Annotated in this window: 10 protein-coding genes; 4 read left to right on the forward strand and 6 right to left on the reverse strand. The window is 52.3% G+C overall.

Going from position 1 to position 15,991, the window contains the following annotated elements; translation table 11 throughout:
* Nucleotides 1-155: 155 nt before the first annotated feature.
* The gene (locus tag F1381_RS16345; RefSeq protein ID WP_246188073.1) at nt 156-2,579 is read right to left on the reverse strand and encodes an EAL domain-containing protein; all 2,424 of its coding nucleotides are present in this window, start codon (nt 2,577-2,579) and stop codon (nt 156-158) included.
* Nucleotides 2,580-3,128: 549 nt separating this feature from the next.
* Between F1381_RS16345 and F1381_RS16350 the strand changes: the two genes are divergently transcribed.
* Both F1381_RS16350 and F1381_RS16355 read left to right on the forward strand, forming a co-directional pair.
* The gene (locus F1381_RS16350; RefSeq protein WP_222850451.1) at nt 3,129-4,415 is read left to right on the forward strand and encodes a radical SAM/SPASM domain-containing protein; all 1,287 of its coding nucleotides are present in this window, start codon (nt 3,129-3,131) and stop codon (nt 4,413-4,415) included.
* A gap of 13 nt (nt 4,416-4,428) precedes the next feature.
* Nucleotides 4,429-6,045, forward strand: coding sequence for an ATP-binding cassette domain-containing protein (locus F1381_RS16355; RefSeq protein ID WP_187355385.1), 1,617 nt, complete (start codon nt 4,429-4,431; stop codon nt 6,043-6,045).
* 99 nt (nt 6,046-6,144) lie between these two features.
* On the opposite strand, the gene F1381_RS16360 is transcribed toward F1381_RS16355, so the two are convergent.
* Nucleotides 6,145-7,077, reverse strand: coding sequence for an LCP family protein (locus F1381_RS16360; protein WP_246188067.1), 933 nt, complete (start codon nt 7,075-7,077; stop codon nt 6,145-6,147).
* Between F1381_RS16360 and F1381_RS28905 the strand changes: the two genes are divergently transcribed.
* Complete coding sequence (locus tag F1381_RS28905) at nt 7,057-7,305, forward strand: hypothetical protein (RefSeq protein ID WP_246188068.1); 249 nt, start codon at nt 7,057-7,059, stop codon at nt 7,303-7,305. The genes F1381_RS16360 and F1381_RS28905 overlap by 21 nt on opposite strands.
* Nucleotides 7,306-7,401: 96 nt before the next feature.
* Here F1381_RS28905 and F1381_RS16365 read toward each other — a convergent pair whose 3' ends face one another.
* Nucleotides 7,402-7,587: a YfhD family protein gene (locus F1381_RS16365; protein ID WP_151735919.1), complete on the reverse strand. Its 186-nt coding sequence runs from the start codon at nt 7,585-7,587 to the stop codon at nt 7,402-7,404.
* Nucleotides 7,588-7,616: 29 nt separating this feature from the next.
* Complete coding sequence (locus tag F1381_RS16370) at nt 7,617-7,988, reverse strand: hypothetical protein (RefSeq protein WP_151735920.1); 372 nt, start codon at nt 7,986-7,988, stop codon at nt 7,617-7,619.
* A 526-nt stretch (nt 7,989-8,514) separates the two neighbouring features.
* Here F1381_RS16370 and F1381_RS16375 point away from each other — a divergent pair.
* A complete protein-coding gene (locus F1381_RS16375) occupies nt 8,515-12,666 on the forward strand; it encodes a S8 family serine peptidase (RefSeq protein ID WP_151735921.1) in 4,152 nt (1,383 codons plus the stop codon).
* Nucleotides 12,667-12,848: 182 nt separating this feature from the next.
* On the opposite strand, the gene dnaJ is transcribed toward F1381_RS16375, so the two are convergent.
* Complete coding sequence (gene dnaJ, locus F1381_RS16380) at nt 12,849-13,973, reverse strand: molecular chaperone DnaJ (protein WP_151735922.1); 1,125 nt, start codon at nt 13,971-13,973, stop codon at nt 12,849-12,851.
* A gap of 117 nt (nt 13,974-14,090) precedes the next feature.
* Entirely contained in the window at nt 14,091-15,935 is a 1,845-nt protein-coding gene (gene dnaK, locus F1381_RS16385; protein WP_151735923.1) for a molecular chaperone DnaK, read from the reverse strand.
* Nucleotides 15,936-15,991: the final 56 nt, after the last annotated feature.

Here is a 15,991-nt window from a genome sequence, read left to right on the forward strand (position 1 = left end):
TGTTTTTTTGCAGGGGGTTTAAAACTGTCTTGGTGGTCTAAAAAACAGGGTCCTCAGAGCGTTTTAAATCGATTTTTGATTAGAGAGTTGAGTCTCCCCACATAAAAATAGAAGTGTCGAAAAGTCCCCTGGACTTTCTCGACACTCTGACGGACCTATGAGGTCCGTGCAGCAAGCAGAAACATATCAGCCATTTCATGAGCAGGCAACGGCCGGCTGTAATAATAGCCCTGAAACTCGCGGCAGCCGCCATCCAGCAGAATGTCCAGCTGTTCCCGGGTTTCAATGCCTTCCGCGATTACATCCATCTTTAAATGACGGGCCAAGGTGATAATCGCCGAGACGATCGCCTGGTCCTCACCGCCGGTCACGATATCCCGGATGAACGAGCGGTCGATTTTTACCTTATGGATCGGATACAGCCTCAAATAGCTGAGCGAGCTGTAGCCGGTTCCGAAATCGTCGAGGCTGATGCGGATTCCGGTTTTGACCAGCCCGCTCAGCACCTCGGCAGAGATATTCGCGTTCATCATCATGCTTTCGGTAATTTCCAGCTCCAAATATTCCGGGGCAAGCCCGCTCTCCTTCAGGATGCCCACGATCTCCTCCAGCAGATTGTATTGATGGAACTGCTGCGACGAAAGGTTGACCGCCACCGGGACAAGGGGCCCGCCAGCCTCATGCCACCTGTGCATCTGCCGGCACGCTTCGCGCAGAACCCATTTGCCTAGCTCCACAATCAGCCCCATTTCTTCGGCGAGCGGGATAAAGACCGCCGGCGAGAGCAGGCCCCGCTGGGGATGCTGCCACCTTATCAACGCTTCTACGCCGACGATGGCTTTGCGTTCCTCATGGACCTGCGGCTGGTAATGCAGCACGAATTCATTCCGCTCCAGCGCCTTGCGCAGATCCCCCTCCAGCTCAAGCCGTTCCAGCAATTCTCCGTTTAACTCCTCGGAGAAGAAATGATAGTCATTTTTGCCGTTCTTTTTCACCTCATACATTGCAGTGTCGGCATTCTTCAGCAACTGGACGGGATCTTGGCCGTGATACGGATAAAAGGCGATGCCGATGCTCATCGTTACATAAAATTCCCGTTCTTTTAAATGATAGGGCTGGGCCACGGCGGCAATCATCGCTTCGGCGATGTCGGTAACATTCATCTGCTTGCGGGTGAACCGGCACAGCAGCGCGAACTCATCCCCGCCGAGGCGGGCCAGAATCACATTCTCGTTCACCACACTGTTCCTGATGCGGTTGCTCATCTCCTGCAGGAACAGGTCACCGTAGAGATGGCCCAGCGAGTCGTTGATCATTTTGAAGCGGTCGAGGTCCAGCACCATCACCCCGAAGGGCTCCTGCTTCCCGCTATGGGCCTCAATAGCCTGCTCCAGCAGCTGATTGAACATCCGCCGGTTCGGCAGACCGGTCAGCTCATCGTGAAAGGCCAGGTAATGATTCCGTTCCTTGACCTGCTTGTCCTCCGTCACATCTCTGGCAATGACATAGGTTCCAACCACCTGCCCGTCCACCGTAACGGGGGCGTTGATGACACTGATATCCACCCGGTGCCCCTCCTGATGAACAATCGTTGTTTCATAACCGATGTACTCTCCGCCAAAAGAGCGGCTGAACAATTCATGCATACGGCCGCGCTCTTCTTCTACAACGATGTTAAGAAAGAAATCGAGGCTGCGGTCCTCCAGCGTCTCCTGGTTTATCCCGGTAATCCGGGATGCGGCGGGATTGAACCCGATAATCCGCAATTCAAGGTCTACGGACAGAATCCCATCCTGATTATTCTCATACAGGGAGCGGTACCATTTTTCATTCACCAGTATCTTCGTATCTTTACGGGAGAAGCGCCGCGAAATATTTAAACCGATCAGTGACAGCCACAGCGTGAACAGCATGCCTCCGGCAATGATATACGCCAGCCACTTCTGTTCCAGTACTACTCCGGGCAAATCTCCGTGCATATGATCCGGTTCAAATTGCGCCGCGAGCATTCCTGTATAATGCATGCCTGCAATGGCCGCCCCTAAAATCAGTCCCCCGCCGAGCTTCCTCCAGCCACTCTGCTTTTCGTTTCCGGTCATTGCCGAGAAGCTCAGCCACAGTGCCGCGTAGGCTGCAGCGTAAGCAATGGCGATTGAGAGCACCACATAGCCGTAACGGTATACAATCCCGATCTGCATGGCCGACATTCCGATGTAATGCATTCCGGCAATGCCCGCCGCCAGCAAAATCCCTCCGCCGAGCAGTTGCCGCAATCCGGCCCGGAAGCGGGCGATCACCGCCAGCGCAAGGAATGAACCGAGTACTGCAGCCGTAATCGACAGCAGCACTTTCAGCAAATTATATTTTACCGGTACGGGCAGATTCAGCGCCAGCATTCCGATAAAATGCGCCGACCAGATCCCCATTCCCATCAGAACGGCGCCGAAGGCCAGCCACCGCCACCTCCGGATCCCTCTGGCTTGGCCTGCGCTGGCCGCTAGATCCAGCACTGTGTACGAAGACGCAACTGCAATTACATATGAGAACAGGACAAGTATCAAGTCATGAGAAGCATGCATATGTTCCACTCCTGGCCCCCCTTTCTTCTTTCCGCCGTTCCGGAAGAACATTAGTATATATATCGACATAATTCATACTTAATCGACACTATTGTGAAAATAAATCCTCTATTTTTAAGTAAGGGGAGAAAAAAAGGACCCCGCCGGTCACCGGCGGGGCCAAGGTCTATTGTAAGGGGGTCATAGGATGAATATAAAGCCCCAAGCTTAAATTGCGATGAAAACTGCTTAAAATTTTGATTAAGAGAGGGACGAGGCATAGGAAAACAGGTAAAATTTTAATTGTTTACCATTGATAGATTATAATATATAATTATACCAACATCTAGAAATAATACTCTATTTACCATTTTATCAAGTTAATAGAGCGGAGGTGGATTTGATGTTGAATGTTGTCCGTAAACCAGTAGCCAATGAGAAGAAGGCTCTGGCCAACTGTTGCGCTGGCGTAATCAAGAACTAGTCCCTGTGCGGCTGCCTCTTTAGTAGAGGCAGCCGTCTATTATTTTAATCCAGCGGAGGATACCTATGAAACACTCTTTTTATAATATGGAATTGGCACTGCCGAATAGCGAAAGACTGCTGTATAATACCCGGACCGATTATCTGGTTACTTTGGATGACTCCTTGTACCGGCGCTTTGACCGGCTTGATCTTACTTCCGAAGAAGCAGCAGCCTTGCATGAAATGGGATTTATTATTGAAGACGGGGCAGATGAGCTGAAAGCACTGCGTCAGGACCACTTTACCGCCAAACGCAACGGGCATGAGCTGCACCTGGTGATTCAGACGTCCACCGGCTGCAATTTCGCCTGCACTTACTGCTATCAGAATCACAGCGTCAAGAACCTTGAAGCGGACGGAATACGGAAACTCCAGTCCTTCGTTCTCGCGAAGCTGGCAACCGGCGTCACCCAATTGACAGTACACTGGTTCGGCGGCGAACCTCTGCTGAATATGGAAGTCATCTTTACCATGGAGGAGTGGTTCAAAGAGCTTTCCGCCCAGTATCCGCACCTTTCTTACTTCAGCTCCATTACAACCAACGGGTACCTGCTGAAGTCCCCCGTCATCGACCGGCTGGAGCGCGAGACCCGGATCAGCAGCATACAGGTCACACTTGACGGCCCGGCCGAGCTGCACAACCGCTCCCGGCAGCTGAAAAACGGCTCGGGAACCTATGAAGCCATTTTCCGTAACCTCCGGGAACTGCTGGTGCGCTCGGCCCGCATCCATGTTACCCTGCGTTACAATGTGACCCAGGTGAACATCCACTATATTAAGCCATTTCTGGAGGGACTGGAAGCGGCGGAAATGCTTTATCATCCCCGACTGGAGCTCAACTTTCAGAAGGTTCACAATTACAACGGCAATGCTGAAGACGAGTCCGGCGTTTACTTCGCAAGTAAAGAAGATTATGCCGCCCAGCTGCTGGACGTATACCGGCTGCTGGCGGATAAAGGTCTGACGCTGCCGCGTTATACGGTTCTTAAGAAAGTACACTGTGATTTTGAGAAACGGAATACGGCGGTCGTCGGACCGGATATGAATCTTTACATCTGCACCGCTTCGGATTTTACGCCGGAATATTCGCTCGGGTTGCTGGGAGAGAACGGCAGCATCACGGATGAACGGCCTTCGGAGATGGTCGAGCGCAATATTTTTGCCAAGGACAAATGCCTGAGCTGCCGGTTATTACCGCTTTGCATGGGCGGATGCAGCAAACTGGAAGCAATGGGCGAGGATGAATGCATCCCTGAACGCTATATTTTCCTGGAATTGCTCAAGCTTTATTATCAGGAACAAATCGGCGCCGGCGCCTTGGCCGGATCGTGAGAAGAGGCGTGCGATGTTTAAAAAATATGCTTCACTGAAGCCCTTGGACGGGCCTTTGCAGTTCGAACTCCGCAAGTACCTTATCTTTCAGTATCTCAATGCGGGAATTGTACTGATCGTACCTTTTCTCGTCAAATACCTGTTTGACGACATTCTGCTTGAGATGTTGGTCCGTGATGTAGTCCTATGGCTAATCGTAAGCGGTGTCGCCGTGCTCCTGGTGCATTTGTTCACCTTTTACTGCATTCAATACAGCGGCGACCGCCTGGCTACCCGCCTTTCCAATAGTTTCAGGAAGAAACAGCTGCTTCACGTGATGAAGCTTTCTCCCCGGCAGTACGGCTCATTGGATAAGGATTTGCTGTTCAATGCCGTCTACGCGGAGACGGGAGTCATCTCAGCAGCCTTTATCAACGCCTGTCTCATTTGGAAATGCATGCTGCAGGTCGCGGTATATCTGGTTATCCTGTTCTTCATCTCCTGGCCCTTCGGGATTGTTGTACTGGTCTCGCTTGGACTGTACGGCCTCGCCGCCCTCTTCAACACCGGTCGCTTTCAGCAATCCATCGAGGCTGAACGGATATCGATCGATGGACTTACCCGGAGGATCCGCACCCTGCTGGACGGGAAGATTCAAGCCCGGCTCTACCGCAAAGAAGCGTTCCTTGTGGACTATGCGGATGAGAGTATGAAGGATTGGGAGAACAAACGGATCCGGTACAACTTCTGGTACACTCTGCTGGCCCAGGTGCCGGCCTTCCTGACGGATATTGTCCCCATTCTGATTTACGGCACAGGCGCGGTATTCATTTTACTTGGCTGGTCGACGATTGGAACGGCGATTTTCATTACCCAGTTCATTGCTCTGCTGTTCTCCGCCATGCAGGATATCGCCGGGATTTGGGTGGAACAAAACAATGTCCTGCCTTATCTGGACCGGTTCCGGACTGTGCTGGATGTGATTCCGGAGACATATGAATACGGCATTTTATCCGGACCGGAAATTGCTGCGGCAGCCATACACGAAGGAGCCGTATACCGTGGAGGGCAGCTCCTGTTCCGCTCCGAATCGCTGACATTAGGCCAATCGGGCCTCTTCCTGCTGCAGGGCAGGAACGGAAGCGGCAAAACTACGCTGCTGGACAATCTCGCCGGGCTTGAGACTGATCTTCCGGTTTCTCTCCGCCCGAAGAAGACAGTGGCTTATTTCAAATCACCATGTTTATATATAGAAGGAACCGTTCTGGATAATATATGGTTCGGCTCAGCGCCGGAGTCTGTGGATCATCTCCAAAGCGTTGCCGGCATGCTGGATATCGGCTTTCTCCATCAGACCATCCACCTGCAGCCCCTCAATCTGTCACTCGGCCAGCAGCAAAAAGTCGCATTGGCCCGGTTCCTCGTGAATCAGTGGGATAAGACCGTCTGGCTGCTTGACGAGCCTTTTGTCAATCTGGACAAAGATACTGCGGCCCGGCTCAGAGAATTTCTGCTTCAAGAAGCGCAGACCCGCCTGATTCTGCTCGTTACCCACGAGGACATGCCGGATACCGGAATCACTGCCCGTATTCAAATTGCGGAGAGCCGGTTGTTCTTTGATGAATCCAGAGCCTTTGAGCATGCACAGTAAACGGCTGTTTCTAATCACTGCTTTGCCGTCCCGCAACAACATAAAAACGGTCTATACCGATATGCCGGCAATAGACCGTTTATTCCTTCCCATTCCTTGCTACTCCGTGGCAGCCTCCCCACTGTCTGCAGCTGTCAGCGCACTCTCCTCCGTATCCGGATTTAGCCATAATTCGATTAAATCATGGGTTTGCTGTACGTCATCTTCATCCAGGATATAATACCATTGGTCCGTCCGCTTGTCGGTGCCTTGCAGCATATGGCTGGTGATCTCAGGCGTCCCGTTCTCGAAAATCACCAGCTTTGCCAGATCGAGCATGAAATCGGCCTTCATATTGGTTTTGAAATTCTCGCCGGCGATCCCCATAATATCCTTAATACTCATAATATTGTTGATATTTTTCATCCGATCCAGCACAGCCTTCAGGAAGATCCGCTGCCGCTCCGTCCGCTTGAAATCGGAATCCTCGCGGTATCTGACATACATCAGCGCTTCTTCGCCCGAGTAAATCGGTTTATTCGGTTCAATCCGCAGCTTCTCATGAGCCGGGTTCTTATTCTCAATCACCTTGGTGATCGGCAGCTTCACCCCGCCCAGTGCATCCACGACATCCACCAGCCCGTGGAAATTGATCGTGGCAAAATAATCGATGGGCGCATCCAGCAAATTCTCTACGGTATCCACACTCATCTGCGGCCCGCCATAAGAATGGGCAGCATTAATCTTCGTCTCACTTCTGGCTCCCTTGACCTTGTCTGCTCCGATAATAGCTGCATAAGAGTCCCTGGGAATAGAAACGAATAATGCCTTATCGTCTTTGGGCCGCACGACGGTATAAATGATGGAGTCCGACAGACCATTCTCATTCTTCCGCTGATCGGTTCCAAGCAGAAGGAGGGAGAAAGGGGCGTTCTCATCCCGGGAGACGGCTTCGTCGTTGTCCGGCGTATGATTGCCATCCAGGGAAACATAGGATTGGTCAAGCGTTTCTGCCACGGTCGGCGCCACCACATGATCAAATCCGAACAGCATTATTTCTTTGCGGAAAATAAAAGAGAGAAGGCCCGCCGCTGCCACAAAGCCCAGAAGAATCAAGCCCCACTTCTTTTTTCTTTGCTTACGCCTTTTGGCTTGTTGCCTGGTACTGCGGTTCAGGGGGGACAAGGACTTGGTCTTGTCGTTATTTTTCATTGTGTCTTTGGTTACCTCTTTCTGCAAAATAATATACAGCATTATGTAAATTTTATCACAGAAGGCTAATGTTACTATGACTTTTACTTCTATATTTAGATACGATAACGCCAAAAAGCCTGTGCCGCATGGCACAGGCTGCTACCGCAAGGTCTCGATGGCCGGCTATTCCTTCTTCAAAATCTCGTGCAGCTGGCGGTTATCCGCTTCCTGTGCACGGACCTGCGCCTCCAGATCCTCGGCGTCGGCTTCCGCTGCCGAGAATTCCACATCCTCAGCTTTGGCTTCGTACAGCATTTTCATTTTGTCGGTTTTGGAGAAAATCTTTGAATTTTCCCGGTCCATTGTCATTCATCTCCCGTTCTTTTATGCTGTTGAGGCTAAATCAATCCCCCGGCTTCTTCAATAATCCGCAGGGCCTGGTCATGGACTTCAGCATCAATTACAACTGTAAGCAGAATATTGCGCCCGGTAGGTCCGCCGTCGCCGCCGTGGGACATCCCGCTTGCGCTGGCATCCGCTGCCGCCAGAATCCCCGCCGAATGGCTGTCCATCGCCGAATTCAGCGTCATCACTGCCAAGCTGGGAATATCTCCGGTTAGCGGATTATTCCCCGAATATTGGGCGCCGCCGGGATATTTGCTGAAGCTGTCGATGGACATGTCAATCACACGCAGCGCCTGCAGCTTCCGCGATACCCCCTCAGCCTCCTCCGGGGATTTGAAGTAGGCAAGTATACTTTTTTCCGACAAGGCTATCCCTACTTTCCACTTGAAATGGCAAGCATTAAACGATCCCTGATTATTGTGCGGAGGTATTATTTTTTTATGCGCATTTACGAAACCCCTGCAAATCGAAATTCACAGCATATTTCCGACATAGATTATCGGGTATAGACGATTTTTCTTATATTTCTACATATAGTTACATCATTTTCACATTTCAACCCTTTAATTCATTGACACTGCCTCCTACTAAAGTATGTTATCTTTCCTGACTTTTTAGTCATTATACGGTCGCAGGACTTCCTTATCTTTCTGAATTATACGCCAATAGAACTATTCCTTTGATAGGTCGATGTCAACTATCTTAAATTAATTCAAAAGAGAGATGAATTTGCAGTGGATTTTACATTTTACCGGTGGTAAAATCTTCTTAATATTTTTCCCACTAGATTAGACGGAAATTAAGAGGATTAGTATAAAGGAGAATCCGGAAGCTGCCGTCAGCGGTCGGAAAAATGGGGATGAACACAAACATACATGGAGGGGATTACATTTGGAGTGGAATAAACTACCTCGCAAGCTATCAATCCTGACCCTGTCACTCGGAGTGACAGCCAGTCTGGTTCCAGGCTCGGCATTTGCCGCCAGAAGCTTGCAATCGCCATTATCAACCATCGAATTGAATTCTCTAACGCAAAGCTCGAAATCATCTTACATCTCTCCACAGATCGACACCAGTTCTTCAAAGGATGTCCGCGTTATCGTACAGCTGAGCGGCCAGCCGGCTGCTGTCGGGCAGTACGCCGCCAAGCAGGGCTTAAGCGCCCTGGCTAAGTCAGCAACGGAAGCCACCGTACAGAGTCAGCAAAGCTCTGTGCTGAAGTCTGCAGAGAAGAAGGGGATCGACCTCACGGTCAACTACCAGTACGATACCGTACTTAACGGTTTTGAAGTAACGGTTCCTGCCAACAAGATTCCTGAGCTGGCGAAGATCTCCGGTGTCACCTCCATTTATCCGAACAGCACCTGGTACGCGCTGCCTGACGTTACCGTTACAGATGCAACCTACACTAACGACATCGCGCCGCTGCAGCAGATCGGTGCTACTTGGGCTGCAGATCAGGGTTACACCGGTGCAGGCCTGAAAGTCGGCGTCATTGATACCGGGGTAGATTATGATCATCCGGATATTAAAGATGCCTATGTAAGCGGGTATGACTCTTTCTATCAGGATGATGACCCTTTTGAAGAAATACCGCTCACTAAAGAAGAAGATCCCTATGGTGTCGGCTATGCAGGTACCTATCACGGTACGCATGTAGCTGGCACAATTATCGGGCAGTATACTCAAGCCTTTGAAGTATCCCAGAAGGGTGTTGCACCTGGTGCGGAATTGTATGCTTACAAGGTTCTCGGCCGTAATCTTGATAATCCAAGCACCTCTTCCGGCTCCTCTGCCCAGGTCATTGACGGTATTGAACGCGCCGTCCGGGACGGAATGGATGTTATCAACCTCTCCCTCGGCTCCGACAGCGAGAAGGATGTGAATTCTCCTGATATTATCGCCATTAATAACGCTGTTCTGTCTGGAGTAATCGCCGTTATCGCGAATGGGAACAACGGTGAAGCCGGATATTTCTCTCTGGGTTCCCCTGCTGCTTCCCAGCTGGCGATTTCAGTCGGGGCCGTGGATAGCCCGGTAAAATGGTTCACAGGCGAGCTGAAGCCACAAGTCGGCACGGTAACTCAAGATACGTACCTGCCATTTAACGTAATGGCCTTTAGACTGGGACAACCTGACTTGGCCCAGGTTATCGGCACCGATCCTGTCAGAGTGGTCTATGCGGATCTGGGCGACGTTGAAGATTATCAGGGTAAGGACGTTAGCGATGCTATTGTACTCGTGTCCCGCGGTGACCTGTCATTTGTAGACAAGATTGCCAATGCCAAAGACAAGGGTGCCAGAGCCATCGTGATCTTCAACGGCAACGCCAAACCGAAGCTGGATGACGAAGGAAATCCCGTTATCGGCGCAGACGGCAACCCGGAGTACGATGCCAACCTGGATTTGAACGATCGCAATGGATATATCAATTCCATTCAAGGCGATTCCTATGAGTTCATCCCGACCATTGATCTCCAAGGAACGGTCGGACGTCAGCTGGCAAAAGAGATTCTGGCCCATGATGGTGAGGATGTATACTTCACATTTAAAGGGGAGTATGAGCCACAAGCCACCGAAGGCGACTCTATAGTGTATTTCTCTTCCGCGGGTCCAAATGTTGACGGCAACCTGAGCATTAAGCCGGACATTACCGCACCAGGCTACGCCGTACTTTCTACATGGCCGGCTTACCGTGGTGACTACAGCGAGGCTTACAACCGCATCAGCGGAACAAGCATGGCTACACCGCATGTTGCAGGTCTTGCATTGTTGATCAAACAGGCACATCCGGAATATACGCCGTTCGATGTCCGGGCTGTACTTGCCAATACTGCAGATTATGTTTATTATAACGGAAATCCTCAGGATCTGTATCTCCAAGGTCCGGGCCGCGCCAATGTCGAGAATGCTATCCTGACCCCTGCACTGCTGCAGGCCGTCGAGGATATCCGCATTCTGGACGAAAGTTACAACTGGCAGGATGTAACCAACTACAACCCGTCCACCGGCTTCGGCGTACTGCTGCCGGGCTCTGAAGCAAGCAAGACGCTGCAGCTTAAGAATGTAAGCAACGGCGAGCTGACTTATACCGCTTCTGTAGAATGGAATTATGGTGACGACGAGGTTACTGCAACGCTGAACCAGGAAACCGTAACCGCTGCGGCTTATGGTACGACGGACTTTAACTTGAAAGTTAACGTATCCGCCGATGCCGATCCGGATCTGGCCTATCAAGGCAATGTGGTCCTGAAAGCGGATGGCCAGCCGACGCTGCATCTGCCGTTCACCGTCCACGTGGATACTGTTGATCAGCAGCCGAATCAAGGTACCGGCGTTCAGGAAGCCGTGATCAGCAATCCTATCGTATACAAAGATACGTTCAGTATCCTCAATTTCAATTTGAAGGCAGAAGACGTTAACTATTATGAAGTGGATTTGGTTGGACTGGATGATGAAACCAAAGGCTACTTCAAGGCCGAAGCCACCTCTTCGGCAGATGAATACTTCAAGCCGGGCAACTATACAACAGTGATCGGCGCCACGTATCATCCTTATGATGAGAACGGCGATCCGGTTCTCGACACCAGCGGCCAACCGGTATCCGCAACTTTAACTGATGGTATTTACAAGCTTCAAGTCTTGGCTGCCAATATCGAAGATAACTCGGAAACTCCAGCCAAGGTCGATACAGGCGAAGATGGTGATACGTATTATGTCACTTACACTTCCTTCCGTTACATTGACAGCAATATTCCTTCGTCCGGCAGCGGCGGCAATACCGGTGGCGGTGGCGGCGGTACCGTCGTACCAGCTCCGACGGCTCCAGCCGGCGCTGCAGCGCTTGTAGAGGAAGGCGCTCAACAGGTTTCGGTTACACCTACGGCTACATTGCAAGACGGAGTTACAACGATCAGCGTCTCCGACAATGATCTGAAGACTGCACTGGCCAATGCCGCGAACACGAAGACAGCTGTCATTATCCCGCTGGCGTCAACTACAGGGAAGTCGGCTGAACTGGTACTGAGCGCTTCTCAGGTAGCACAGCTGTCCGCGATCCACAGCGACAGCCAGATTATTGTCAGCGTTGACGGTTCTTCCGTAGCATTGCCGGTATCCCTGCTGGCCAAAGCACCGGCCGGCGGAAACCTCAAACTGGATATCAAACAGGCTCCTGCTGCTGCCGGCACTCTGACAGCCAGCGTTGCCGGATCCAGCGTGATTGGAACTCCGGTTACATTCGATGCTTCCTGGACGACTGCCACAAGCAGCACTTATCTCGAAGTACCAAACAATGTCTTCATTCCGCGCAGCTTTACGGTACCGGGCGACATCAAGCCGCAGACCGCAGGCGTGCTGTTTGAAGAAGACGGTGTGGTAACTCCAGTCGCTTCCGTATTCAAAACACAAGCCGACGGAACTACACTGGTTACTGTAACCCGTCCGGGCTTCTCGACTTATGCCGCAGTAAGCAAACCGGCCGCAGCCTTTACGGATACTGCAGCCTCAAGTTCGGCTGCCGCTATCCAGGCCCTGGCCAACAAACTGATTATCCAGGGGACTTCGGCCACAACCTTCTCGCCGAAGAGCAACCTGACCCGTGCTGAATTTACCGCACTGTTAACCCGGGCGCTTGGTTTGCGCACAGACGTGAACGTGAACTTCACTGATGTAAGTGCGTCCGCCTGGTATGCCGGGGATGTAGCAGCCGCCTCTAAGGCCGGACTTATTCTGGGTATCGGCAATGGCAAATTTGCACCAACCCAGAATGTAACGCGTCAAGAGCTGGCCGTGATTCTGGACAGAGCGCTGAAGCTGACCGGAACCGAGCTGAAGCCAGCTAATCCGTCCATCATCACTTACGCCGACAGCGCGAAGATTGCCTCTTATGCCAAGGACAGCCTGCAGGTTCTGTCTGCCGCAGGTATTGTCGGCGCAGATGTGGGCAACAACTTCAATCCGACTGCTCCGGCAACCCGTGAGACGGCCGCTGCTGCTCTCTACGAATTGCTGAGCAAAGCCGGTCTGATCGAGCAACAATAACCTGAAGCTAACCTGTCTCCGGCATTACCGGAGGCAGGCAGCAGTTTGAAAAAACGAACAAGGATCGTGTATAGCCAAACGGCCATACACGATCCTTGTTGTTCGCATCCAGCAACAACAGCCCTGTCCTCTGCACACATCGTGCTGAAGACAGGGCTGTTTGCCGTGAATCCGCTTATGAATCAGTCCCCGCGAAACGCCCGCTTCACACGGTCAAAGAACGACTGCTCCTGTTCATGCGTCTCTTCCCCGTCAAAGGAAGCGAACTGGCGAAGCAGATCCTTCTGCTCGTCGCTGAGCTTGCTTGGCGTTACTACAATAACCTTCACATGCTGATCGCCGGTACCGGAGCCGCGCAGGCGCGGCACGCCTTTACCCTTCAGGCGGAAGTAGGTGCCTGTTTGTGTTCCGGCCGGAATCCGCAGCTTCACCTTTTCGGTCAGCGTCGGAATTTCGATTTCATCCCCGAGCGCCGCCTGGGCGAAGGTCAGCGGAACCTCGCACATAATATCGTCGCCTTCACGGACGAAGAAATCATGGCTCTTCACGCGGAATACGATGTAAAGATCGCCGGCAGGACCGCCGCGCGTACCGCTCTCGCCCTCGCCGCTCAGGCGCATTTGCGCTCCGTCGTCGACGCCGGCCGGGATACGCACATGAATCTTGCGCTGGCGCTTCACCTTGCCGTTGCCGCCGCAGGTGGTGCATTTTTCCTTAATAATCTTGCCTGTACCGCTGCAATTAGAGCATGGACGGCGGTTGCGCATCTGCCCCAGCGGAGTATTCTGCACGAATTCCTGTTGACCGCTGCCATGACATACCGAACAGTTCTCCGGCTTGGTGCCTGGCTTCGCCCCGGAGCCGAAGCAGGTATCGCAGGTCTCCGTGCGCGGAATCGTAATGTCCGTCTCTTTGCCGAATACCGCTTCTTTGAATTCAATGGTCATCGTGTACTGCAAATCGTTGCCGCGCTGCGGCGCGTTCGGGTCGCGTCGTCCGCCGCCGCCGAAGAACATATCAAAGATATCGCCCAGGCCGCCGAAATCTCCGCCGCCGCCGCCGCCGAAGCCGCCCATACCCTGGTTCGGGTCGATATGCCCGTATTGGTCATAACGGGCGCGCTGTTGGCCGTCGCTCAGCACATCGTAGGCTTCCTTCACTTCCTTGAATTTAGCCTCCGCATCGCCGGCCTTATTGACGTCCGGATGGTACTGGCGCGCCAGCTTGCGGTATGCCTTCTTGATCTCATCGTCGGATGCATCTCTGCCGAGTCCGAGGACCTCATAATAATCGCGTTTGTCTGCCACTGTCTTCACCTCCGCACATCAATACTCATTGCTCCCTGACATTTTAAAAGGGAAGCCAAAACACGGGATGCCCCGGTTTGACCTTCCCTTTTACAAAATGCAGCTTATCGCTTAAGGTTACCCTTGATTCTTCTCGTCGTCAACAACCTCGTAGTCGGCGTCTACAACATTATCTTTCTTCGCGCCTTCAGCAGCTCCTTGAGCTCCTTCAGCACCTTGCTCCGCCTGGGCCGCTTGCTCATACAGCTTCACGGACAGCTGCTGTACAATTCCGTTCAGCTCTTCTACAGCTGCATTGATCTCTTCCAGGTTATCAGTTTCCAGCGCCGCCTTCACCTTTTCCTTGGCAGCATTGGCCTTCTCGATTTCAGAAGCATCCACTTTGTCGCCGAGATCCTTGATCACTTTGTCGGTGGAGTATACCAGCTGATCGGCGGAGTTCTTCGCTTCCACCAGTTCCTTGCGCTTGCGGTCCTCTTCGGCATGCAGCTCGGCATCCTTCATCATTTGTTCCACTTCGGCATCGCTCAGACCGCTGGAAGAAGTGATCGTGATCTTCTGGCTCTTGCCTGTGCCTTTGTCCGTTGCAGATACATTCACGATACCGTTGGCATCGATGTCGAAGGTAACTTCGATTTGCGGTACGCCGCGAGGTGCCGGCGGGATGTCGTTCAGCATAAAGCGTCCCAGCGTCTTGTTGCCGTTCGCCATTTGACGTTCACCCTGCAGCACGTGGATTTCCACGCTCGGCTGGTTGTCGGCAAAGGTCGAGAATACCTGCGACTTGCTGGTAGGAATGGTAGTGTTGCGTTCGATCATCTTCGTGAACACGCCGCCTGCGGTTTCGATACCCAGGGACAACGGAGTTACGTCGAGCAGGACAACGTCCTTCACGTCGCCGGTCAGTACGCCCGCCTGGACAGCAGCGCCCAGAGCTACAACCTCATCCGGGTTAACACCCTTATGCGGATCTTTACCGGTCAACTTCTTAATGGCTTCCTGTACCGCAGGAATACGGGTAGAGCCCCCAACCAGAACGATCTTGTTCAGGTCGGCCGGAGTCATGCCGGCATCGCTCAGCGCCTGGCGTGTTGGTCCCAGTGTACGTTCCACCAGATCAGCAGTCAGTTCTTCGAACTTGGCACGGGTCAGGTTAACCTCCAAGTGCTGTGGAACACCGTCGACTACAGTGATGAACGGCAGGGATACCGTTGTAGTCAGTACGCCGGAAAGTTCCTTCTTCGCTTTCTCAGCAGCATCTTTCAGACGCTGTACGGCAGCCTTGTCCTTGCTCAGGTCGATGCCCTGCTCTTTCTTGAATTCAGCTACGAGGAAATCAATGACCTTCTGGTCGAAGTCATCACCGCCGAGGTTGTTGTCGCCGCTCGTGGCTTTAACTTCAAAGAAGCCGTCGCCCAGTTCCAGAATAGATACGTCGAAGGTACCGCCGCCCAGGTCATACACCAGGATCGTTTGGTCTTCGGACTTTTCGAGGCCATAAGCCAGAGCAGCCGCTGTAGGCTCGTTGACGATACGCAGCACTTCCAGACCGGCAATTTTGCCTGCATCCTTGGTTGCTTGACGTTGTCCGTCGTTGAAATAAGCAGGAACCGTGATAACCGCCTGGGTTACCGGCTGGCCGAGATAGGCTTCGGCATCGGACTTCAGCTTTTGCAGAATCATAGCCGAAATTTCCTGCGGAGAATAGTCTTTGCCGTCAATGCTTTCTTTGTGGCTGGTGCCCATATGACGCTTGATCGAGCTGATCGTGCGGTCAGGGTTCGTGATGGCCTGGCGTTTCGCCGTTTCGCCGACGATCCGTTCGCCGTCTTTCTTGAAGCCTACCACCGAAGGGGTTGTACGCGCGCCTTCCGGGTTAGGGATTACAACAGCTTCGCCGCCTTCCATAACGGCAACGCAAGAGTTGGTTGTTCCAAGGTCAATACCAATAACTTTGCTCACTGTAATGTGCCTCCTTGATTAAGTATCTGGAGCCCAAGGCTCCTGCAATATTTGGT

This window comes from Paenibacillus tengchongensis (assembly GCF_008973665.1).
GTDB lineage: Bacteria > Bacillota > Bacilli > Paenibacillales > Paenibacillaceae > Paenibacillus_AQ > Paenibacillus_AQ tengchongensis.